Raw genomic sequence first — 24,034 nt, 5'->3', positions numbered from 1 at the left:
TCTCAAAGATTTAATATGTTGACGCAAGACAGAATTGATGAGTGTTTTTTGTTCGACACCCTGGAATTGAAACCAAGCTATGATTCTGGATCAATCTGAATTAATTTCTGTGCTTGAGTTACTGGCAATCTCAACATTGCCTTCTCGAAAAACTCATTGTTTAATAATGGAATATTCAGAATAATCAACTTCATCATCTGACATCGAGTTTAATGCTTCCCAATTAGGATATAGTTTCAGTATCGTAGATGCTTTATGAAAATCGAAGTCATAAAAGCTACTCAAAAACAGAAATCAGTGCTGTGTAATTTAATGGAACTATACCAGTATGACTTGAGTGAGATAGAAATTAAAGATGTAGATAGCTGCGGCTTATTTGGCTATCGATATCTTGATTACTATTGGACAGAACCTGAGCGACACCCATTTCTAATTAAAGTTAATGATAAACTGGCAGGGTTTGTACTTCTTAATCAGCACACTTACCTTCATCAAAATAGCAATGCTATGTCTATTGCCGAGTTCTTTATCCTCAAGAAGTATCGAAATCATGGCATTGGCAAACAGGTAGCTACTCACATTTTCGACCAGTTTCCCGGCAGTTGGGAAGTACGGCAGACTGCTTTGAACTTAGGCGCACAAGCTTTTTGGGGTAAAGTAATTAGTCAATATACTAATGGAGCTTTTAACGAGGTTTTCTTAAACGATCGTCGATGGCATGGCCCAATTAAAACTTTTGATAACTCAGATAAACTATTAACATAAAAAATACACCGGATAAATCGGTGTATTTCTAGCGTTACTAGAGCATATACTTTTGATGATCTTTTACACTAAATCTTGATGAGTAAAAGCTTTAGCATTCGCCCCAGTGTAAGTAGCGACAATATGTCCATCTCCAGTCATTTGATATTTGTATGTTACTAATCCTTCTAAACCAACGGGCCCGCGGGGAGGCATTTGTTGCGTACTAATTCCTACTTCTGCGCCGAAACCATAACGGAAGCCATCAGCAAATCTGGTAGAACAATTGTGGAATATATTGGCTGAATTTACTAGTCCAAAGAAAGTTTCAACAGATGCTGAATCTTCAGAGATAATGGCATCGGTATGACGAGAACCATATTCGTTAATATGAGCGATCGCATCTTCTATAGAGTCTACAATCTTTATCGACAAAATAAAATCGCTGTATTCTGTTTCCCAGTCTATCTCTGTTGCAGCTTCGATGTTAGGTAAAATTTTCAAGGTGCGTTTATCGCCTCTTAATTCCACATGGCGTTCTTCCAAAGCCTCAGCAACTTTCGGTAAAAATTCTGTAGCAATAGAAGAGTGAACTAGCAAAGTTTCAATTGCATTACAAACAGCAGGATATTGTGCTTTGGCATCGACTGTAATCGGAACTGCTTTAGAAATATCGGCGGCTTGATCTATATAAAGATGACAAATTCCGTCAGCGTGACCTAATACCGGAATCCGCGTATTTTCCTGCACAAATCTGACAAAGGAATTGGAACCTCTAGGAATAATTAAATCTACATATTTATCTAATTTCAAAAGTTCTAGAGTTTCTTCTCTAGTTGTCAGCAACTGTACCGCATCTGGATTAACAGCAGTTTGAGATAATCCCTGTTTAATTGCTTTAACGATTGCTTCGCAAGAACGCACTGCTTCCTTTCCGCATTTGAGAATCACACCATTTCCCGATTTAATCGCCAAGGAAGCAATTTGAATCGCCGCCTCTGGACGGGCTTCAAAAATAATTCCCAAAACGCCTAAAGGACAAGTAATTCGCTTGAGAACTAAGCCAGTGTCAAGTTCGCGGTGAATCTGCACTTTACCAATAGGATCGGCTAGCTTACCAACATCTCTGACTCCAGCGATCGCATCTCTTAATTTATGTTCATCCAACTGCAAGCGTTTATAAAGTGGTTTGGGAATCCCTTCAGCATCAGCAGCTTTACAATCAGCAACATTTGCTTGTAAAATTTCATCTCTAGCTGATTCTAAAGCTTGAGCGATCGCTTCAATCGCCTGATTTTTTGCTTCAGTGGAGAGAATGGCTAGTTTGCTTGCAGCTTGGCGGGTTTGCCCTGCGATCGCAATTAGGGGAGAAGCAATGTTAAGAATAGTCATAGTACAAATCTTTACTTTTTCTTCATCTTATCAATGTGAGTCCATCATTGCTTATCGTCTTCCCCCAATCGGGTGAACCATCTGGGTAATCAATAATTACTCTGATCGGGTGAAGTAAAACTTGGTTCAAAACATTTATTCTATGATTATCGAAGGCAGACAAATTACAGGTGCTAAACTTACAGCACAAAAAACATTATAAGTATTATCACAGAGCTTATTTGAAAGTCTTAAAAATGATTTATGCGTACCGGAGGCTAGAGAGACATCGTATTTATGTTTCTCTAGCCTTTTCCTTTACGACGCTGGTTCTAAATTTGGTTCTGATTTAAAAATTCAGGATCGTAGGGGAATGCTTTATCTGCATTATGCCTCACGCTTTGGCCCTATCGGCAATTTCCTGTTTGGCATGAAGCGAGTCCAAAGCTTGATTGGCGAACAAGTTGGCGCTGTAGGTTGGTTTCGCCGGGGTGTTGCACCTTGGATGGATCTGATTCAGCTAGCTCAAAAGTGAAAATGGCATCATTGTCAATAGTTACCATCGCTTCTGGTCATTCATGCTTGGCACTGGATCGATTATCCTGGGAGTGGTCTTGATTATGTTTTTGAGCAGGTAGCTGAGTTTCTAGCCTGCTTATCAAAGCATTTCTCAGTCCATCCAAGCTTTAATTTATCAGGAGGTAGTTAGTAACTGCCTCCATTTTTTTATTCAGCTGTTGGGGTGTACTCAATACGGTTTGGATAAGGTTTTTTGATGACACGCCGCTAATCGCAAAGCAAAGACGCGATAAATCGCCGTCTCTACAAAGGACTGATTATTGTAGAGACGGCGATTTATCGCGTCTTAACCGAACCATATTGGGAGTGTACTACCGCAAGGCGGAAATCAAAAGTATTATGGAATAAGCTCTTTAGAGATTTTAAATGGTTGCTCTATTTACGCCGTGGCGTACTAGAGGGTTAGGTCATTTGCTATTTCAGCAACAGCATTTGTTGTTTCAGCGACAGCATTTGTTATTCCAGCAACAGCATTTGTTATTCCAGTGACAGCATTTGTTATTCCAGTGACAGCATTTGTTATTCCAGCGATCGCATTTGCAATTTCAGCGATCGCTACCACCAATCCCATATATTTAATTGGCAAAAGTAGTTTTTGGGCATCTATCATTTTACGTATAAATATTGTTAGTAATAACGTAATATAGCAATCCTATTTGATTTATAAACTACGCCTTATAGCTTTTCCTAATCACATGAGGTATATCATAGTCCCCTCCTCGCTTGCGGGGAGGGGGTTGGGGGTGGAGTTCTTGTATCTCTGTCAACCGAGAACCGCTATATTCAGTCAAGGCAACCTGTCTTGAGAAAAATAATTGCTCAATAACCCTTTTTCCTCCCCTGCTTCCCCTACTCCCCCTGCCTCCCCTGCCTCCCCTGCCTCCCCTGCTTCCCCTACTTCCCCTGCCTCCCCTGCCTCCCCTGCTCCCCCTGCCTCCCCTGCCTCCTCTGCCTCCCCTGCTCCCCCTGCCTCAAGAGCTTATGCCTTTGACCAGATTCGCCACCACTGCCACCAAGTTATCTGGCTCGATTGGTTTGGATAAATGAACGTGGAATCCCGCTTCCAGAGCCAGCTTGGACTCTTCATCTCTAGCAAATGCGGTCAGTGCTACAGCCGGAATTTTTTTTCCTCGAGCTGCTTCCCTGATTCGTACTTTGCGAATCAGCGCATAACCATCTTCATCTGGCATTCCAATATCACTGACTAAAACATCTGGTTCCGCTCGTAGCAGCGTTTTTAAAGCTTCATTTACTGAGCCGACCGCTATTACCTTTGCTCCAGACTGTTGAAGAATAAAGGAAACTAACTCACGTGTATCGGGATTGTCATCTACAACAAGTATTTGCAAACCTACCAGCGCTAAGAGGTTATTGGCTTTTACTTCACTCTCTTTAATTAGCTGCTCTTGTTGCAATTCTACGACCGGCAACAGCACTGTAAATGTTGCTCCTCGTCCTTCCCCTCCGCTAGCTGCGTGAATTGTGCCTGAGTGCATTTCTACTAAGTAGCGCACAATTGACAGTCCCAGCCCCAAACCACCTTCTGCTCTAGTAGTTGTGCTATCAGCTTGACGAAAACGCTCAAATAGATGAGGTAGAAAGTCAGGAGCAATTCCCTTACCTGTGTCAGACACAGTTATCTGGGCATTTGAGTTCACCTGCTTTAGATGCACTTCAATTCGCCCTCCGCTCGGTGTGAATTTGACGGCGTTAGAGAGCAAATTCCAGATGACTTGTTGCAGGCGTTCTACATCACCCATAACCTCACCTACTGAGGAATCAAGGTTAGACACAACTTGAATCTCCTTAATCTCAGATGTGGGTTGTATAGATTCAATCGCCGCGTTAATTACAAGTACAAGGTCAACTTTACGGAGATTTAGGCGGATTTTACCTTGGACAATGCGGGAAATATCCAGGATATCTTCAATCAGTTTCCTCTGAAGTTGAGCATTCCGCTCGATTGTCGCCAGAGCCTTAAAGGTAATTGCCTCGTCCAATTTTCGATTACGGATCATTTGAACCCAACCCAGCATAGAGTTGAGGGGTGTACGAAGTTCGTGGGAGACAATCGCTAAAAATTCGTCCTTAATTCGGTTAGCTTCTTGGGCTTGCTGATAAAGCTGTGCATTTTCAATGGCGAAGGCTGCTCGTTGGGCAAGTTCTTCAGCCATTGCTAGGTCTACAATACTGTAATGGCGTCCTGGTTGTGCAGACGCAAATACAATTGTCCCCAGCTTACGTTTACGCACCAGCAATGGCACGATCATCTGAGACTTAAGTTGGAGTTGGTACAGCAGAAACAGGTGTTCTTCGTTTGACGCATTACTCTGTAGTGAGGGCTTAAGAACGTTTGTAGCCAGTTCCGACCTACCAGTTCGTAAAACCTTTGCTGGCCCATAATCAGCATCAACAGAAATTGGATAGCGTTGTCGCAGTTCTCGTATTAGTCCTTCCTTGTGCGGTTCAGATGCAGCTATCACTGGGTTATTAAAGACTGCCGAATTATTTTCAACGACATCTACAATACACCAATCGGCTAGGGTAGGCACTGCCAATTGCGCGACCATCGTTAGGGTGGTGCGATAGTCTAAGGAACATGCCAGTACACGACTTGCTTCAGCCAAAAAATTAGAACGCCTCTGTGCTGCTTGGGCTGCAATTCGGGCGGCTTGCTCGCTGGCAAATAACTGTTCCCGCTCTGCCTCTAAACGCTTACGCTTAGTAATGTCGCGCATTAACCAGCGCAGAGCAAGTGGTTGACCTTGCTGGTTACGGACGGTAACTACTGTCAAAGCAACATCAAAACAGATTTTTTCGCGTGGTTGCAAACACACTTCCCATTCCCCGCCCCGGTCGAGATGCTGCAACTGAGTTAGGTAATTAAAAAAAGGTTGATGATCTGACCTGGCAATGAAAGTGAGTAGCGGTTTGCCAATCAAAAATCGGTGTAAAACATTGAGGTGTATGGTAGTAGCACGGTTAGCTTCAAGAATAATCCCATTCGTATCTGTTACCAAGTAACCATCAGGCGCAAAATCAAATAATTCTTGGTAGCGCTGACGCTCATTCTCGACTACCATTCGTGTTGCTTGTAGTTCCTCGGAGGCGATTTTCAGCTCTTCCAGAGTGATTTTAAGTTCCTCAAAAGCTTCAACTGTTAGCTCTTGTTGCGAGTACGGCTCACTTGCAGTACTTTGCAATAATCCCGTCACCCGTGAGCTAAATGTGTCTATTTGTTGACTAAACTCGTCTACACTCATGTTGCTCACTTTGGTAACACTAAAAGCGCACGTAAGAAGAAAAATCAAGCAAGCATCATCTCAATTGTACGCTAAAAGCCGAGCTAAAAACTATTGCTCAAAAGATAGAGGTTTGTCTTGACAACCTGAGTTGTACAAAGTGAGTTAGACACAATATAGCTATCTCAACCTCTAACTATAGATTAAAATAAAGAATTCATAAATAAATCCACCTAGAGTGCTGTAAAGCAACAAACATAATAGGTAGATTTAAGCAAATTTTTTTATAGCTTAAGGAGGGACTGATGGTTAGAGCAACACTACCAGGACAACAGGTCAAAATCGGCCCAACCCAATTGCTGATTAAGCTGTTCCACATTTAAATTGCATAGCTAGGGCGGGCAAGATGCCCACCCCACAAGAGTTTGATTTAATCTGATTATGCAATTTAGATGTTTTTTAACTTAACAATGAGTGGGTAAATAGGGTCATTGATGAAGTAATTTAACGGGCGAATGCCACAATGTACGGACTAGCGGCCGCAGTATGGACTCAGGATATTACTAAAGCACATGCGATCGCCAACAATCTCCGGGCTGGTACTGTGTGGGTAAATTGCTACGACGTATTCTGATGCTCCCTGCACCCTGCCTCTTCCTTTAACCATGTTCATCCTTCTAAATATGAAAAAAATCGGTTTTTGGAGGATGTTTAACGCGATATTTGATATGGGGTGGGCATGATAGATATGCTTGCATACAACCCCAATAAAATTCTGATGATGAATGCGATCGCTAGTAAATTTCGCCAACTTATGGCTGGGAGAAAAAGCCAGATAGGCAGATATGACCGGAGAAACAAAACCAGACGTTCCTTAGCACTGTATACCTGCATAGGATTAATAGGTGCAATTCTGGCATTATTGTTAATCACATCTCCAGGACTGGCCCAAAAACCACAACTTCAACAACCGTTATTAGTAGCTACACGAGTTATACCGCCCTTTGTGATCCCAGACAAAGGCGAGCTATCGGGATTCAGTATCGACCTCTGGCGCAGCATTGCCAAGCAAATAGATGTAGAGTCTAAATTTATTGAATATTCCTCTGTACCGGAACTGCTTTCTGCTATCAAAGACAACAAAGCTAATTTGGGGATTGCAGCTATCTCGATTACAGCCGAACGCCAGCAGAATTTTGATTTCTCATTACCCATTTTGGCTGGGGGGCTGCAAATTATGGTACGAAACTCAGAAACCAACGACAGTGCCTTCCCAAATATTTTGCAATTATTTTTCTCTACTAGCCTCTTGCAGGTAATAGGCGTTGCTCTAGTGTTAATTGTCGTAGCAGCCCACATTATTTGGTTATCTGAGCGCCATCATAAAGATGGGATGATTCCCAAACCATACTTTCCTGGCATTTTCAAAGCCTGTTGGTGGGCAGCTGCCACATTAGCAACCCAAGCTGATGAAATGCCCAAAGGAGTACTGGGACGCTTAGTAGGTATTGTCTGGATGTTCATCGGAGTACTTTTTGCCGCCTACTTTACAGCCAGCGCTACTACCTCACTGACAGTACAACAGCTTCAGGGCGATATCAGAAGTATAGATGATTTACCCGGCAAGGTAGTAGCCACAACTGCGGGTAGCACAGCCGCCGCATATCTGCGAGAACATAAGATTTCAGTTTTAGAAGTTAACAAGATTGAGCAAGCTTACAATGCTCTGCAAACCAAAAAAGCTGATGCCGTGGTATTTGATGCCCCTGTACTTTTGTTTTATGCTGCCAACGAAGGCAAAGGGAAAGTACAGATTGTTGGCAGTATCTTGCGTGAAGAAAGTTACGGCATCATTCTGCCTAACAACAGTCCCTACCGCAAACCAATTAATCAGGCGCTGCTGAGTCTTAAAGAAAATGGCACTTATCAATCGCTATATGATAAGTGGTTTGATACTGAAAAATCTTGAAGAAGGAGTGGGCAGGGGGGAGAGGAGGCAGAGGGAGCAGGGGAGGCAGGGGAAGCAGGGGAAGAAAACTAATGACTAATGACTAATGACTAATGACTAATGACTAATGACTAATGACTAATACCCTTCTTGAGCAAGTTGAGCTTTTGCCTGTTGCCACAAGTTTTCTAACTCATTCAAACTGTAATCAGAAAGGGGACGGTCAACAACTGCCTCCATTTTTTCTAATCGCTGGACAAATCGCTGATTTGTGCCTTGCAAAGCGGCGCTGGGGTCAAGATTATGCCAACGGGCTAGCTGAATAACTGCAAACAGTAAATCTCCTAATTCTGCTTCTTGTCGTTCTGGTGTTTCTTCAGCTAAAGCCTGTTGAAACTCCCCCAACTCCTCATGAAACTTATCCCAGACACCCTGAATATTTTCCCATTCAAATCCGATCGCCGCAGCCTTTTGGGAAATCTTCATCGCTGCCGTCAATGGGGGAAGGGTGCGCCCATAACGTCCGAGTTTTGTACTCAGTTTTTGTGCGTCTGGAGATGCTTCGCCTTTCTCCGCAGCTTTAATTTGTTCCCAATTTTGCCGCACCTCATCCACACTGGCAACCGACACATCACCAAACACATGGGGATGACGGCGAATCAACTTTTGGGAAATCCCTTGAGTTATTTCTTTCAAAGAAAATTGCCCAGATTCGCTAGCGATTTGGGCTTGGAGTACCACTTGTAATAATAAATCGCCTAACTCTTCTGCGATCGCACCCTGATCTCCACTTTTAATTGCATCCACCACCTCATAAGCTTCCTCAATCACATAAGGTGTGAGCGTTTCAGGAGTTTGAGCCAAATCCCACGGACAACCACCATCAGGCGATCGCAATTTCGCCACCACCTCAATCAATTCCTGCAACGCCGCCAAAGTATCAACTTTGTCATTTGTCATTTGTCATTTGTCCTTTGTCGTTCTTCCGTTGCTCTTTCTGCTAACTGTAGCTCGACGACTACCGCGACTTGTAACTTTCCGCTTCTTAATTTTGCCACTAGGAAGCAACCCCCGAATGCCCTGTTTTTGAAAGCGCTTGTATGCCGAACCGCCCCAATCGCTAAGAGAATGACTCATTGCACCGAGTTCCAACCCCAAAAACAGGGCGATATATTCAGTATCGTATTGCACGAGCGATCGCCCCAAATTTCCCCCCAAATCCTGCCAAGTAAAACTTAGATTCCATAACCTTTGCGCGATCGCCAAAACGAAAATTGCCACAATAGCTAGCAAACACCCCAGATAAATTATCCGCAGAATCGTGCCAATAATTGGCCCGTGGGATAAAAAAGAACGATGCCGAAGACTTTTTTGATAAGGTAGCCAAATCCAGCGCAAGAAACCCCAGCGTTGAAATTGCACAGAGTAAATATCCAAATCGGGGCCAAACATCAGCCCGCCAAATAGAAACCCGCCAGCAACCAACAAAGTCGCATTGCTGCTGCGAGTTTGCCAGAAAGTAACGCCCGCCACCAATGGCAGAGCATACATAGTAATGCGATCGTGCGTCCTACCAGAGGGCATCCTAAATCCTGTTAGCGATAGCGGGGCGTTGAGCCAGTGCTGAGTAACTGAATACTGAGTCAGTATAAGAGAAAAAAAGATTTTCTTAAAACTACTAGCGCAATGCGAAATGTTTTGCTATATTAGTTAAGGATTAGACAAACGGGCGGTTAGCTCAGTTGGTAGAGCGCCTGCCTTACAAGCAGGATGTCATCAGTTCGAGTCTGGTACTGCCCATTAAGTAAATTAAGGCTAGAGACAGCTTATATGCGGTTTCTAGCCTTTTTGAGTTTATGGTATTTCCTAATTCCCGCCGCAAACGCGAACACAGCTTGGATTGCAGGAGCGCTGAGAGTTGGGTAGCTTTCTTTAACTTGCTGTTCTGTCCAACATAAAGCAAACAACCCCAATATGAATTCCACAGATAGCCGTGTTCCTTTGACGACAGGCAATCCATTGGAGAATTTTCGGGTCTGAATGAATATAAGTTCTCCAATCCATACCAGTTTACCTTTATCGGGCTTTATTTATTATGAGCGATGCCTAGGTTGGGCTGCGCCAACGCACCAGTAAGATAGTCGGCTTAAGCAAAATATTTTGGATTGCTCAAAAAATTAATCACTAGTTAATACTGAAGCAAGAAGGTCAGGACGAGATAGATGTGGGCAATGTCCCGAAGCTAGTTCAATGGCATCGACTCCTAAGCGCTTGCGTGCAGCGTAGCGCGACCATGTAGGAGATATTATTCGGTCATTGGTACAAACAATATATTTACGCTCAATATGCGGCAAAGCTTTTAGAGGATTCGTTTCAAAAATATATGCCATCGATTGTTGCGAACGACTTTTCGAGATTGCCCACTGTGCTACATCCGGTTGACAATCATGAAAGAAAAACTCTCTTAATACTGCTTCGTCTGAATAATCTTTCCCTACGGAAGCTGGTTCATACATATCAGGTTCATCGTAGAACTGTTGGAGTTTACTTGGGTCTTTTGGCTGGTAATTGAATGATTTGAGCGTATCAGAATCAAGACGATGAGAAAATTGGTCGAGTGTACTAACTCCAGGATATGGAAGTAGCGCCGCCACAAACACTAGTTGACGCACTTTTACCGCTTCTGCAACCAAGGGAATTATAGTACCAGCCATTGAGTGACCGACTAACACAATATCATCATCAGTTTTTGGCAGTGCTTGAATTACTACATCTGCAAGTTGGGACAAAGTAGCAGATGCATTTTCAATTGGTAAATCCATTGCTATGGTTTTGTGACCTTGTGCTTCTAAATAGGGAATTAGTAAATCCCAACACCACGTGGCTTGGAATGCACCGTGAACTAGACAATATAGACTCATATCAATTGAATAGTGGTAAGTAGGTAGACATAATTAAATATAAAATAAACTCCTAGTTTGTAGTGAGCGATTTATCGCTCAGAGCAAGGATTATCAGGACTAAAGTCCTTACTACAAACTTGAAATTTATTTATGCCTAGATACTTAATGGTGAACGAGTTGTTTAACTTATCTTATTTTTTAGCAAATTTTAAAACTTGACCAGGTAAGTTACATCAACACCTGCGATATGTTCAAACAGCAGTTAAAACAGGCTGAAAAGGTTGCAATAAAATACCCAAAATTTTATCAACTTCTTTAATATAGTATTCAGTCGAATCTATATAAACAGTCGTCTCTTCTAAAAATAAAAACTTCCAGTTCGTTCCACTAGTAACTGAGCCATAAATCCGCTCAATTTCATTGCCTTGATTTTGATTGAACAGTTGTGCTGCAATCATTGCCGCTACACATTCACCCAGACCACCGATAATATCTTCTTTTTTCGCTTCAAAAATGAACATTACCGGAGCAGAAATAAATAATTGCTCTTGGGAGTTGCTGATAATGTAATCGCAAAAGCCTTGTAATCCTTGGGTCGCATCAACATTAAACTCATTTCCAGAGAACAATGATATTTTATTATTTAATAATCGTCTGACCTCTGCCAGGATTGGTGCAATTAAAAACTCTGACCTAGCTTTTTCGGTTGAAATTGCAGTTGCTAAAGGAATGTAATCTATTAAAATCGTTCTGAGAGTTTCTGATGGTGTGACAGGTTTTGTATCAGCAAATAAATTCCGAGTTTCATCGAGTGTTAAATCAAAATTCTTTTTCACCTTGGCGAGACTAAAATCGCTGTATGCCATCCTTCCACCTTGTGATTATCTATAGCAGTTCTCGTTTGGATGCAACACCTTTGACCTCTCTCCTAAAAGGAGAGAGGCTTTGAGGCTTACTCCCCTTCTTACTCCCCTTCCCTGCCAGGGAAGGGGCTGGGGATTAGGTCTGTCTTGCCTTGATTCGCCAACTCTTTTGCTCTTGCCTGGAAATCAAACTTTAATTTATTATCCCACTGCTGTGCTTGGCGGAACTTTTCAACAGCACCATTAATATCATCATTTCGCGCTAACTTCTCACCTTGGATGACTAACACTTTCGCCCCTTGCACCAACCGCGATGGAGTTTGGCATGATTGCAACTCTTCTAACACTTCTGGATGACCAATGAAGTAATTATTTAGCAAATTGCAACCACTGTGTAATAAATTATCGAAATCCAAATCCCATAAAATTATTGTGTTGTCTTGACTAGTGGAAGCTAACTGTTGTTCATTGGAGCTGTAGGCGACGCTATAGACCGTACTGCTATGACCAGTCAGGTTTTTGAGGAGTTTACCACTGCTGACATCCCAGATTTTGATGGTGTTGTCTTGACTAGCGGAAGATAACTGTTGTCCATTGAGGCTGTAGACGACGCCATAGACCGTATTGCTATGACCAGTAAGGGTTTTGAGGAGTTTAAAACTACTGACATCCCAGATTTTGATGGTCTTGTCACGACTAGCAGAAGCTAACTGTTGTCCATTGGGGCTGTAGGCGACGCTATAGACCCCACTGCTATGACCAATCAGGGTTTTGAGGAGTTTACCACTGCTGACATCCCAGATTTTGATGGTCTTGTCATCACTTGCAGAAGCTAACTGTTGTCCATTGGGGCTGTAGACGACGCTAATGACCCTATCGCTATGACCAAAAAGGGTTTTGAGGAGTTTACGACTGCTGATATCCCAGATTTTGATGGTCTTGTCAAAACTAGCAGAAGCTAACTGTTGTCTATTGGGGCTGTAGGCGACGCTAATGACCCAATCGCTATGACCAAAAAGGGTTTTGAGGAGTTTACGACTGCTGACATCCCAGATTTTGATGGTCTTGTCATAACTAGCAGAAGCTAACTGTTGTCCATTGGGGCTGTAGACTACGCTATTGACCGCCCTGCTATGACCAATCAGGGTTTTGAGGAGTTTACCACTGCTGATATCCCAGATTTTGATGGTCTTGTCAAAACTAGCAGAAGCTAACTGTTGTCTATTGGGGCTGTAGACGGCACTAATAACCCAATTACTATGACCAGAAAGGGTTTTGAGGAATTTACTACTGCTGATATCCCAGATTTTGATGGTCTTGTCAAAACTAGCAGAAGCTAACTGTTGTCCATTGGGGCTGTAGACGACGCTAATGACCCTATCGCTATGACCAAAAAGGGTTTTGAGGAGTTTACGACTGCTGACATCCCAGATTTTGATGGTCATGTCAGCACTAGCAGAAGCTAACTGTTGTCCATTGGGGCTGTAAGCGACGCTAATAACATCTACGCGATGATCGGTATGAGTTTTGAGGAGTTTACCACTGCTGACATCCCAGATTTTAATGGTCTTGTCACGACTAGCAGAAGCTAACTGTTGTCCGTTGGGACTGTAGGCGACGCTATAGACCGTACTGCGATGACCAGTAAGGGTTTTGAGGAGTTTACCACTGCTGACATCCCAGATTTTAATCGTCTTGTCATCACTTGCAGAAGCTAACTGTTGTCCATTGGGGCTGTAGGCGACGCTATAGACTGTACTGCGATGACCAGTAAGGGTTTTGAGGAGTTTACCACTGCTGACATCCCAGATTTTGATGGTCTTGTCATCGCTTGCAGAAGCTAATTGTTCTCCATTGGGGCTGTAGACTACGCTATTGACTGTATTGCTATGACCAGTCAGGGTTTTGAGGAGTTTACCACTGCTGACATCCCAGATTTTGATGGTCTTGTCATCGCTTGCAGAAGCTAATTGTTCTCCATTGGGGCTGTAGGCGACCTTTCTGACCATATCGCGATGACCAGTAAGGGTTTTGAGGAGTTTACCACTGCTGACATCCCAGATTTTAATCGTCTTGTCATCACTTGCAGAAGCTAACTGTTCTCCATTGGGGCTGTAGGCGATGCTTCTGACGTTATCGCTATGACCTTCTAAAGTATTCACCTCTATGGCGCGATTTTCTTTTGGCTCGTTTGGCTTTAAGTAAACCGCTTGCTGTAAAGTTGCCACAGTTTGCATTCGGATATCGCTTCTTTCTAGTGCCCAAGGTGCATGTTTGAGTTTTCCACCTGCCTTTAAGGCTGCTATTAAGGCATCTGGATGTTGTCCAGAGGCAAGAAACGCTTCTGAAGAATTATTAATAGCATTAATTTCATTAATATCGGCTTGTTTTTTTTGCTCATTTGCCTCTACTCCCCATCGCCATGATAAACCTGCCAACCCAGCTAATACTAATCCTGCGGCGACGGAACCAAAAAGGGCGCGTTTGAGAAAGTTATTCAGTTTTGCGTCACTCAGTTTTCTTTGTTTTCTTTCCTTTTCCAGTTCCACCATCACCTGCTTTAACTTCGGTTCCTGTTGCTGGCGGATAAAGGCGGCGATGTAGTCATGTACCAGTTGATAACGGTCAGCCGGGTTTTCTGGTAACAAAACCACTAAGCCGGATTGGACAAAAATCTCTAACACTAAATCTAATTTACTGATTTCAGAAGCTTGTTCCGCCCTAGCTTCCGATCCCCCCGCCTGCGGCGACCCCCTTAAAAAGGGGGTTGAAGAAATTAAGCCCCCCTTTTTAAGGGGGGTTGGGGGGATCTCCGAGAAGTACGGCAACAAATCGCGTTCCAATTCAGCGCGAGTCTTGAGAGGGCGAGTTCCTTTTTCATCGGTGAGCAAATACAGTAATATGTCTGCTGCTTCCTGATTCTCAACACCGCAATCATTAACAACTTCATGCAAATAACGCTTAACCAATTCGTCTTTAGTGCCACGCTGCCGATATTCTGCCAGAGTTGTAATATTCTCCGTTTGCAGTTGCGCCCCCACAACTTGTAACTCAATGGGACGAACTTCACCCAATTCCCCGGCTAAATCTTGCACGAGTTGTTCAACTAAAGCAGGTTCTAAATGAAAACTAGTATTTTCAGTTAAACGCTGAATAATTGACTTCGTATCAGCAGGTGAGAAGTTCCCCAACTTGTAAAGCACATTATTACTGAGAATGTCATTGCCAATAATCTTGAGACTGGACAAATCATTGCACTCCAGCAAGTAATGAATGTAATCTACCCGCAGCGATAAGATAACTTTCACCGATAGAACATTCAGACACTCTCCCAAAAACTCAAAGAATTGCTTCCTTTGTGCAGGTTCGGTGTAAACAAAGAAAAATTCCTCAAATTGATCGAAAATTAACACCGTTCGCAGGTTGCGCTGTTCGTTTTCGCGTAGTTGAGTGATTAGAAACTTTGTAGAGACGCGATTCATCGCGTCTGCACTAGGACGTGAAGAAGACGAGAGAAGTAAGGAGTGGGTATTTTTAATATCAAAGGTCGAAGTTCCGAGTTCAGAGGTCGAAGTTCCGAGTTCAGAGGTTGAAGTTCCGAGTTCAGAGGTTGAAGTTCCGAGTTCAGAGGTTGAAGTTCCGAGTTCTGACTCTCGCCACTCAGGAAAGACGCGATGAATCGCGTCTCTACAAACTTCCCACTCCTCACTTTTTCCCAAAAGCCTGCCTAATTCTTCTACCCAGTTGGTATAAACACGCATTACCACGGGCAAATAATCTTGAGTACCGATCGCTTTATTCTTTAAAGCTGGCACCAATCCCGCATTCACCAGGGAACTTTTGCCTACACCCGATTGCCCATGAATTACTATCAGCTTATAATCAGGGCGACCCATGCGTTCAATTAAACGTTCTACATCCAATAGGCGACCAGATGCAGCAATTTCTGGGGCAATGTTTCCTTGGGGAGAGTTTGAGCGCAATGTCTCTACAAATGCCTGTTTTGTTGCTTCTAACCTACCCGCACCAATAAAAGCCCGCAAACCAAATTGCTGTTCAATGGAACGCTGTTGCTGTTTGATATTATATGCTTTGAGATATTTTTTCTGCTCAAAATAAAGCTGCTGCAAAAACCTGAGAATATCCAAGTAAAGCCTGACATCTTCTAGGGGATTACCCACATCCCTAGCCGTTTCTAAGCTGAGAGTTGCCTGTTGAATTTGACCTAAATGGTATTGAGAACGACTTAAAAGAAACTGATATAAACTCAAATCTTTTGATTTCAAATCTCTTTCGGAAATCTCAGATATAACCCCTGATATACTCGCTGATTCCAGGTTGGAAATTGCAGCAAAAACTTTTAAGGCTTGCTGAACAAGCTGATTTGCTTCAACCCAGTTTTTTTTAGCCAAAGCTACCTCAGCTAAAAAACCGTAATCTTTGGCTAATTCCCTTGGCTGGTTGTTAGTTTGATGGATTACTAAAGCTTGTTCGGAAAGACTCTGCAACGTTTCCCACTTTTGCAAGTCTCGCAAGATATCACCGAACTTTACTACTGAATTAGCAATTAAATCTGAATCATGAAAACGGCTAATAAAATTTATATATTCTTGAACATAACGCCAAGCCGTATCCCAATCTGGATGATTGATATCTTGATGTTTAAAAGCTTTGAGATAACAGCAAAAGCCAATCTCACCGAGGATTTTTGCCTGTCGTTCTAAATTATTCCTTTGCTGCCAAAGCTTGTAAGCTTTGTGATAATGCTGTAGCGCCGAATCTTTTTGATTGTTTATCTGTTTGACAAAACCTAATAAAGATTCTAAATTAGCTTGAATCTCTAAATTATAAACATCTGGCTTGTTGAGTAAATATCTTTGCGCTGCTTCTAACTCATTTTCTAGTCTTATATATACATCGGCACCAAACTTTAAGTTATTACTAAACCAACAATTAGCGGTTTCGATGACAAAATCTACTAATTCTTGTGTTGATATAGCAAAATTTCTCGTAGTCGCCCAACTTTCCAAATCAGGCGCAAGCTGTATTAGTTGCTTGTAAATTTCATCGTCAATCCACAACACTAAGGGAAAAGCAAAATTCTTGCGAAACTCTTCCCGCACCTGATTCGCAGAAGTTAACATCACAGACAAATTCTGCACTGATTCCAAACCCACAACCATCACACAGGCTGGTATTTCTTCGCCAAATTCTTCCTGAATCGCTGTATAAAGTGTCCTGTTCGATTGCTGCACCGCCAAGACACGAATTTCAACTTGACAAATTTCTTGCAATCTGGAGATTAAGCGATCGCGCAAACTCGTATAATTACACCGTGCCAAAATCAGCTTAAACTGTCCCACAGAGGATTCGATCGCCCAAGCTAATTGTTTCAGAGAGCGATCGCTGTTTACATGGTCATCTTCCGGTGATTGCTGTGGACTCATAGAGCTAATATGCTTTTCAGGTGCGGATTTTTACCATCTATTTTGACGTTGAGTTAACATATCCCGCGTTGCACTTAAGTGCAAGGCTAATAGCTGAAGTCCACTGAAGTGGACTAGTGGACTGGAAGTAATTATTAGTCCTCTTAAGAGGACTTCAGCTATTAGCCTGGGATTTTAATCCCTGGTGGGTGAGTGGGTAAGCGAAAGATACTTCACTGCAACTCCTTCGCCTCAGCCAAAACCGGATTAACATCAAACCAAGACTCGCCACCATCACGATATTCAAAGACAAACCGACTGCGAATCAGTTTTTGATATCCTTGGTCATCACTCACCTTTTTCCTTTCTTTGACATGACGTAACAATTGCCACTCATCATCAGAAATCGGTAACATTATTTCATTCCGCCGAGAACGAATAACTTGCTCTAAGGTTTCACGGGTTAGGGGAAGACTCATTTCTTCCATAATCCAGGTATTCAGCAGCCTCAGCACGTCCCGCACATGACCACCGCTCATTTTACATAACCGCTCTAGGCTAGCAGCACTATCAAAAATCTCGGTAACTTTATTTAAACGCTCCTCTGGTGTCAAGTCAGGAAAAGCTCTAGCGAGTACCATCTGCTGCATGAGTGCCATTCCTTCTACATGAACACTGCCATCAGTCCTTTGTACAGGTACCATTGGTAACACCTTGGGATCTTCTGGGAAACGCTGAGTCAGCATTCCGTAATCGTTGGAAAACTTCAAAGATAAGGGCATGGTGTAGAGTAGATGACAATTAAGCCTTGTCAAAAACTCACCCTGATCGACAAATAAATATTCCTGCTGCGGACGACCCCAAGGTTTGGCACGATTATCTATGCGGTCAAGATTATCGACAATTACCACCAGACCATTTTTACCCTGCTGTTTGAGTTTAGCGATCGCAGGTTCCAATAATTCTTGATTAATTGCTTCTAGCAGTTTAGTTTTTTGCGGTGCTAAATACTGATTGAGTTTTTCTCGCAGGGTTGGGTCATTTTTGATTTTGGTGGTGATTTCACCAATGCCTACAGACAGAGATAACTTCTCTTTTTCAGAGGTGACACCAAAATCGCCAACATTGGGAACCTTCACTTTTACTCCCGTCACCTCGGAGTTTAAGACCTTCCAAGCACCTTGCAGCAACTCATTAAATTTGTTGGGTGTCTCCAGTGTAATTTTATCCAGACTTTGACTCACACGCCGAGCGATCGCTAGCAGCACATCAGCAATATCGACATCAGTCATTTCCAGGTCTTCACTGGACTCAAAATAGACCACATGGAAGCCTAACTTTTCCAGTTCTGCCTGTAACCGTAATAATTCTGTCGATTTCCCACAACCAATATGCCCAGTAAATAAAGTGCAAGTGGGTTCATTAGGCTTAAAAAAGGTAATTTTCTGCTTCAGCTTGCCAAGAATATCCCCACCTCGGACTGAGGAAAAATCTATGTAATACTTGCCATCAGAGCTATTATTGACAAACAGAGTTCTGCTGGGATCGCTAGCCTGATAAAATTCCCGTAAATCTATGGGCATAATGCTGGTAGTGCAATTATCTCGTATTGTATTAACATATCCTTGTTCAAAAGGATAAACTTATTTCCATCTTTGCATCTCAATATTTCGGAGTATTTTCGCTTTCAGCGTCTCTGCGGTTCGTTAAAGAAGAATCAAACCACAGAGGCAGAGAGAAAGATGTAAGTAATATGAAGCGATCTGCAAAAACCGAGACTTTTTTTTGATACTATTTAAGACCGGACTCTTTAAATACTGATTGACGTATGAGCAAAGGTACCCTGTTTGACAAAGTTTGGGACTTACACACCGTTGGTACACTTCCCTCAGGGCTGACGCAACTATTTATCGGGCTTCACCTAATTCATGAAGTCACCAGTCCCCAGGCCTTTGCTATGTTACGCGAGAGGGGTCTTAAAGTACTGTTTCCAGAGCGGACTGTTGCCACAGTCGATCATATTGTGCCGACAGAAAACCAGGCGCGTCCCTTTGTCGATAGCTTGGCAGAGGAAATGATCCAGGCGCTGGAAAATAACTGTCAAGAAAATAACATAACTTTTTACAATATTGGTTCTGGCAGTCAGGGTATAGTTCACGTCATCGCTCCAGAACTTGGACTGACTCAACCCGGAATGACGATCGCTTGTGGAGATAGTCACACTTCCAGTCATGGAGCATTTGGTGCGATCGCATTTGGTATTGGTACTAGCCAAGTCCGGGATGTTCTCGCTTCCCAAACCCTTGCCCTCTCCAAACTGAAAGTCCGCAGAATCGAAGTTAACGGCACTCTCAACCCTGGTGTTTACGCCAAAGATGTAATTTTACATATCATCCGCACACTTGGTGTTAAAGGTGGCGTGGGCTATGCTTACGAATTTGCAGGTACGACATTTGAGCAAATGAATATGGAAGAGAGGATGACTGTCTGCAATATGGCGATCGAAGGCGGTGCGCGTTGCGGCTATGTCAATCCCGATCGAGTCACTTACGATTACCTCAAAGGCAGAGATTTTGCACCCAAAGATGCAGATTGGGACAAAGCAGTGGCTTGGTGGGAATCCATCAAGAGCGATGCTGATGCCGAGTACGATAATGTGGTGATATTTGACGCTGCGGAAATTTCTCCTACTGTTACCTGGGGGATTACTCCCGGTCAAGGTATCGGTGTCCACCAGTCAGTGCCTCAGCCGGAAGAACTGCTGGAAGAAGACCGATTCATTGCCGAAGAAGCTTACCGCTACATGGATTTATATCCCGGTCAACCGATCAAGGGCACTAAAATAGATGTCTGCTTTATTGGTAGTTGCACCAACGGCAGAATTAGCGATTTGCGAGAAGCTGCAAAAATCGCCAAAGGTCGCCACGTTGCAGAGGGAATCAAAGCCTTTGTTGTCCCCGGTTCTGAACGGGTGAAGGAACAGGCGGAAGCTGAAGGACTGGATAAAATCTTTCAAGAAGCTGGATTTGAGTGGCGCGAACCGGGATGTTCCATGTGCCTAGCCATGAACCCCGATAAGCTACAAGGAAGACAAATCAGCGCCTCCTCCTCCAACCGCAACTTTAAAGGAAGGCAAGGTTCCTCTTCCGGTCGGACATTGTTAATGAGTCCGGCGATGGTCGCCACTGCTGCGATTAAAGGCGAAGTCTCTGATGTGCGCGAGTTACTGTAACCCCATCTTGTGAGAGAGAAAACTCTCTCAAACTTTCTTCCCTTTGCGTTCTTTGCGGTTCGTTTCTTATAAAAATTATGGTGAGTGAAGTTAAAACAGTTTCAGGGCGCGGTATACCCTTAGTGGGTAATGATATAGATACCGATCGCATCATTCCCGCGCGATATTTGAAAGCCGTTACCTTTGATGGGTTAGGCGAAGGTGCGTTTATCGACGATCGGACAGCACTTAAAGGCGAACATCCCTTTGACCAACCCCAGTACCAAGGCGCGAATATTTTAATAGTTAACCGTAACTTTGGCTGTGGTTCATCACGGGAACACGCACCCCAAGCGATCGCAAAATGGGGAATCCAAGCTTTAATCGGTGAAAGCTTCGCCGAAATCTTTTTCGGTAACTGTGTGGCAATGGGCATACCTTGTCTGACAGCTGATGCTGTTACAGTTAAACAACTGCAAGAGTTAGTCGCTGCCAATCCCCAAGCCGCCGTCACAGTGAACCTAGAAACTTTGCAAGTGCAAATTGGCGATTACACCGCCCCAGTTGCGATCGAAGAAGGTACCAGAAGCACATTTATTTCTGGTACTTGGGATGCTTGCGGTCAGTTAGTGGCAAATGCCGACCAAGTTCGGGTAACGGCTGCAAAGTTACCCTATGTCGGTTGGGGCAATTTAGCCGCGAGTTAGAATTCGTTCATACCTTGGCTGATAACCAGGGTACGACCGAATACCAAGAATTTTCTATCCGCTCATGTCCGCTTGATTACTTATTAAACCCGAAGAACCCCACCCCGCCAAAGCTATGCTTTGTCTCCCCTCCCGAAGAGCGGGGTGGGGTGCAATGACTGTGGGAATCATAACTATTTATCCGGACATGATATAACTCCAGAACGGAAATATTGAATCAGACTAAAGTATTACATTTTACTCATTAGATAAATACTTGTTTAAGAGTAAATGCAAAAATAAATGCTTCAATCTTCAGTAAAAGCCCTTTGTTAGAAATAACAATAATCAATTTTTCGTAGCTGCTTTTAAGTTGCTAGCACTTATAAATACTTTGGATAAAGACTTACTATATTTTACGATAAACACTCGCTTATTAATACTGGTTAACGAATTCCATGATTGTCATCAAAATCACAACAGCAGTACTGATTACTATTTAATATTGTCATTTATTCAAAGCTATTCACATTTGTTTGAACTTTGGCGAAAATCACCCAATCAGTTGAAAGCTGCTTTACGAAAGGCATTCACAAGCGATTTTTTATTTTCCCTATGACGTAAAAAGTCGGGGTGTAGTAAGGTTTGTCTGTAAAATCCATAGTGAAAAAGTTTTACAAAAATCGATATTCTGCATAAAAGAAGAAGATATCTCTGAGTAATACTTAGGAGCTAAAAATTATAGATTTTATAGCTTGTAGAGGGAAACTAGTACTTTCATGCTTTTCCTATAAATGAAGTACTAGTAGCTCATTATTCATTTAGAAATTAAACATTAGGAGAATTAATCATGGCAGTAAATTGGATTCCAGGCCCAGGCCCAACCTATGGAGCAGACATAGGTACTAGTGATGCCGCTTCTGATAATTTCAGTGGTCTTGGTGGAAATGACAGCCTCTATGGTGGTGCTGGCAATGATAGCCTTTATGGTGATGCTGGTAATGACCTCCTGCGAGGTGGCGATGGTATCGACTTTCTATCCGGTGGGGGCGGGAGCGATACCCTAATAGGCGATCGCGGCAACGACACTTTCACAGGTGGAGCCGGCAACGACCGACTCATTTGGAACAACGGTGACGGTAGCGACAGAATCAGTGGTAACGCTGGCTATGACGTAGTTGAGGTCAACGGCGCGGCGGCTGCGGGAGATAGCTTCCGTCTGCAAGGAGATGCCCAAGGCAGAGCAATCTTCGATCGGCTCAACCTAGTTCCCTTCACCTTGACAGTAGACACCGCAGAGAGGTTTGAAGTCAATGGTGGTGGTGGTGATGACATCTTCGATGTCAACGACCTAGCCGGAACTGGGGTAAATGCGGTATCGTTCGCAGGCGGTGCTGGAAATGACTTGCTTGATGGTAGTGGCACAGCTACACCGTTAAGCGGCTTTGGCGGTGAGGGTAACGACACCTTCACAGGTGGAACTGGCAATGACAACCTCTATGGTGATGCTGGTAATGATCTCCTGCGAGGTGGCGATGGTATCGACTTTCTATCCGGTGGGGGCGGGAGCGATACCCTGGTAGGAAATCGTGGCAACGACACGTTCATTGGTGGAGCCGGCAGCGACCGATTGATTTGGAACAACGGTGACGGTAGCGACAGAATCAGTGGTAACGCTGGCTATGACGTGGTTGAGGTCAACGGCGCGGCGGCTGCGGGAGATAGCTTCCGCTTGCAAGGAGACGCGCAAGGCAGAGCAATCTTCGATCGGCTCAACTTAGTTCCCTTCACCCTGACAGTAGACACCGCAGAGAGGTTTGAAGTCAATGGTGGTGGTGGTGATGACATCTTTGATGTCAACAACCTGGGCGGAACTGCGGTAAATGCGGTATCGTTCGCAGGCGGTGCTGGAAATGACTTGCTTGATGGTAGTGGCACAGCTACACCGTTAAGCGGCTTTGGTGGTGAGGGTAATGACAGCCTCTATGGTGGAACTGGCAATGACAACCTCTATGGTGATGCTGGTAATGACATCTTACGAGGTGGTGCTGGTAGCGATCGCTTCGCGTTCAATTCAGGAGTTCCGTTCTATGGTGCTAATCTGGGTGTAGATAGAATTACTGACTTCAGCCGCAGTTATGACAAAATTGTTCTGGATCGGACAACTTTCGTCGGACTCAATAATCTGTACGATATTCAGATAGTAGCTACTGATGCAGCCGCTGCAACCAGCTCTGGACTCATTACTTACAGTCTTGGAACTGGCAACTTGTTCTACAACCAAAACTTGACATCGCCAGGCTTTGGGACAGGTAGTCAATTTGCCAACATTGATAACGATAACAATCTATACACACAACCACCTGTCTTAGCAGCTACGGACTTTGAGATCGTTGCGTAATCACACATCTCTCAAAATCTATTTAATCTAAGGCATATCTGCAAGCTTGCAACTATATCCTAATGCCCGCAATCATCAGCATTGCTAATTAAGGATAATAAAAAATTCATAATTGATAATTCATAATTATGTTAGGTATAGGGATTTCAACCCCACCTGAAACAAAACTCCCTCTACAGGCACTTTTGCCAAACCCTTTTCAATTATGAATTAATAATTATGGATTAGGTTGAATCTTCCTCGTACTTCAAGTAAGTACGGGGAGGATTCTATATTTATTCGCGTTGATTTGCATACATGGGTGTTTCATTACAAAAATATTGATTTTGAGGATTTTAAACCCAACTAATATAGAAATTTATTATTGTACAAAAATTAACATTTTGATTAAGTTGTGTTGAGTTTACGCGAATAATTCTCAACTACTCCACGAATTTGTTATGTTTGAGGACTTGACTAAAAACAGTCACTTTTGATATTTTCAAATTACTCGATAAGATTAGCACCAAGTATAACTTTTTTTCAAAGTAGCAATGCCTTCCAGAATCTAAATTTATAACACTAAGATTTAACTTGTTACAGCTATAAGTAAATAGAGCACGCAGTAGAGGCATATGGTTCAAATAAATGAAACTTGCTGTAAATGAACAAACTCCTCAA

At 43.2% G+C, this 24,034-nt stretch carries 17 protein-coding genes and 1 tRNA gene; 8 read left to right on the top strand and 10 right to left on the bottom strand.

What is annotated here, in order from left to right:
• Nucleotides 1-255 precede the first annotated feature (255 nt).
• The gene (locus tag V7L01_RS28040) at nt 256-765 is read left to right on the top strand and encodes a GNAT family N-acetyltransferase (RefSeq protein ID WP_335040653.1); all 510 of its coding nucleotides are present in this window, start codon (nt 256-258) and stop codon (nt 763-765) included.
• Between the two features lie 63 nt (nt 766-828).
• Here the strand turns inward: V7L01_RS28040 and V7L01_RS28035 are convergent, their stop codons facing one another.
• A complete protein-coding gene (locus tag V7L01_RS28035) occupies nt 829-2,136 on the bottom strand; it encodes a glutamate-5-semialdehyde dehydrogenase (RefSeq protein WP_335040651.1) in 1,308 nt (435 codons plus the stop codon).
• A 352-nt stretch (nt 2,137-2,488) separates the two neighbouring features.
• On the opposite strand from V7L01_RS28035, the gene V7L01_RS28030 reads away from it, so the two are divergent.
• On the top strand, nt 2,489-2,650 hold the full coding sequence (locus tag V7L01_RS28030) for a hypothetical protein (protein ID WP_335040649.1): 162 nt from the start codon (nt 2,489-2,491) through the stop codon (nt 2,648-2,650).
• Nucleotides 2,651-3,088: 438 nt separating this feature from the next.
• On the opposite strand, the gene V7L01_RS28025 is transcribed toward V7L01_RS28030, so the two are convergent.
• Nucleotides 3,089-3,304, bottom strand: coding sequence for a hypothetical protein (locus V7L01_RS28025; protein WP_335040647.1), 216 nt, complete (start codon nt 3,302-3,304; stop codon nt 3,089-3,091).
• Between the two features lie 361 nt (nt 3,305-3,665).
• Nucleotides 3,666-5,957: a PAS domain-containing hybrid sensor histidine kinase/response regulator gene (locus V7L01_RS28020; protein ID WP_335040644.1), complete on the bottom strand. Its 2,292-nt coding sequence runs from the start codon at nt 5,955-5,957 to the stop codon at nt 3,666-3,668.
• 502 nt (nt 5,958-6,459) lie between these two features.
• Between V7L01_RS28020 and V7L01_RS28015 the strand changes: the two genes are divergently transcribed.
• Nucleotides 6,460-6,570 carry an aldehyde dehydrogenase family protein gene (locus tag V7L01_RS28015; protein ID WP_335040642.1) on the top strand — a complete coding sequence of 37 codons (111 nt, stop codon included), beginning with the start codon at nt 6,460-6,462 and terminating at the stop codon, nt 6,568-6,570.
• A 144-nt stretch (nt 6,571-6,714) separates the two neighbouring features.
• On the top strand, nt 6,715-7,905 hold the full coding sequence (locus V7L01_RS28010; protein WP_335040853.1) for a transporter substrate-binding domain-containing protein: 1,191 nt from the start codon (nt 6,715-6,717) through the stop codon (nt 7,903-7,905).
• A gap of 117 nt (nt 7,906-8,022) precedes the next feature.
• Here V7L01_RS28010 and mazG read toward each other — a convergent pair whose 3' ends face one another.
• Nucleotides 8,023-8,844, bottom strand: a complete 822-nt coding sequence (gene mazG / locus V7L01_RS28005; protein ID WP_335040640.1) for a nucleoside triphosphate pyrophosphohydrolase — start codon at nt 8,842-8,844, stop codon at nt 8,023-8,025.
• Nucleotides 8,845-8,847: 3 nt separating this feature from the next.
• Nucleotides 8,848-9,468: a metal-binding protein gene (locus V7L01_RS28000; protein WP_335040638.1), complete on the bottom strand. Its 621-nt coding sequence runs from the start codon at nt 9,466-9,468 to the stop codon at nt 8,848-8,850.
• A 143-nt stretch (nt 9,469-9,611) separates the two neighbouring features.
• On the opposite strand from V7L01_RS28000, the gene V7L01_RS27995 reads away from it, so the two are divergent.
• Nucleotides 9,612-9,684 (top strand) — tRNA-Val (locus V7L01_RS27995).
• Between the two features lie 26 nt (nt 9,685-9,710).
• Here V7L01_RS27995 and V7L01_RS27990 read toward each other — a convergent pair.
• The 5 genes from V7L01_RS27990 to V7L01_RS27970 all read right to left on the bottom strand — a co-directional run bounded on the left by V7L01_RS27990 (nt 9,711) and on the right by V7L01_RS27970 (nt 18,659).
• Nucleotides 9,711-9,869 carry a DUF433 domain-containing protein gene (locus tag V7L01_RS27990; protein WP_335040635.1) on the bottom strand — a complete coding sequence of 53 codons (159 nt, stop codon included), beginning with the start codon at nt 9,867-9,869 and terminating at the stop codon, nt 9,711-9,713.
• A 192-nt stretch (nt 9,870-10,061) separates the two neighbouring features.
• On the bottom strand, nt 10,062-10,805 hold the full coding sequence (locus V7L01_RS27985; RefSeq protein WP_335040633.1) for an alpha/beta fold hydrolase: 744 nt from the start codon (nt 10,803-10,805) through the stop codon (nt 10,062-10,064).
• Between the two features lie 233 nt (nt 10,806-11,038).
• Nucleotides 11,039-11,653: a hypothetical protein gene (locus V7L01_RS27980; protein WP_335040631.1), complete on the bottom strand. Its 615-nt coding sequence runs from the start codon at nt 11,651-11,653 to the stop codon at nt 11,039-11,041.
• Between the two features lie 98 nt (nt 11,654-11,751).
• A complete protein-coding gene (locus V7L01_RS27975; protein ID WP_335040629.1) occupies nt 11,752-17,097 on the bottom strand; it encodes a WD40 repeat domain-containing protein in 5,346 nt (1,781 codons plus the stop codon).
• 212 nt (nt 17,098-17,309) lie between these two features.
• Nucleotides 17,310-18,659 (bottom strand): ATP-binding protein, encoded by a 1,350-nt coding sequence (locus tag V7L01_RS27970; RefSeq protein ID WP_335040626.1) that lies wholly within the window; start codon nt 18,657-18,659, stop codon nt 17,310-17,312.
• A 245-nt stretch (nt 18,660-18,904) separates the two neighbouring features.
• Here V7L01_RS27970 and leuC point away from each other — a divergent pair, with 245 nt between their 5' ends.
• The 3 genes from leuC (at nt 18,905) to V7L01_RS27955 (ending at nt 23,374) form a co-directional block, all read left to right on the top strand.
• The gene (gene leuC, locus V7L01_RS27965) at nt 18,905-20,308 is read left to right on the top strand and encodes a 3-isopropylmalate dehydratase large subunit (RefSeq protein ID WP_335040623.1); all 1,404 of its coding nucleotides are present in this window, start codon (nt 18,905-18,907) and stop codon (nt 20,306-20,308) included.
• 77 nt (nt 20,309-20,385) lie between these two features.
• Nucleotides 20,386-20,994, top strand: coding sequence for a 3-isopropylmalate dehydratase small subunit (gene leuD / locus V7L01_RS27960; protein ID WP_335040620.1), 609 nt, complete (start codon nt 20,386-20,388; stop codon nt 20,992-20,994).
• An 829-nt stretch (nt 20,995-21,823) separates the two neighbouring features.
• The gene (locus V7L01_RS27955) at nt 21,824-23,374 is read left to right on the top strand and encodes a calcium-binding protein (RefSeq protein WP_335040618.1); all 1,551 of its coding nucleotides are present in this window, start codon (nt 21,824-21,826) and stop codon (nt 23,372-23,374) included.
• Nucleotides 23,375-24,034 lie beyond the last annotated feature (660 nt).

Origin of the sequence: Nostoc sp., assembly GCF_036917095.1 — a bacterium.
GTDB lineage: Bacteria > Cyanobacteriota > Cyanobacteriia > Cyanobacteriales > Nostocaceae > Nostoc.
This window is presented reverse-complemented; position numbering and strand designations above follow the sequence as displayed.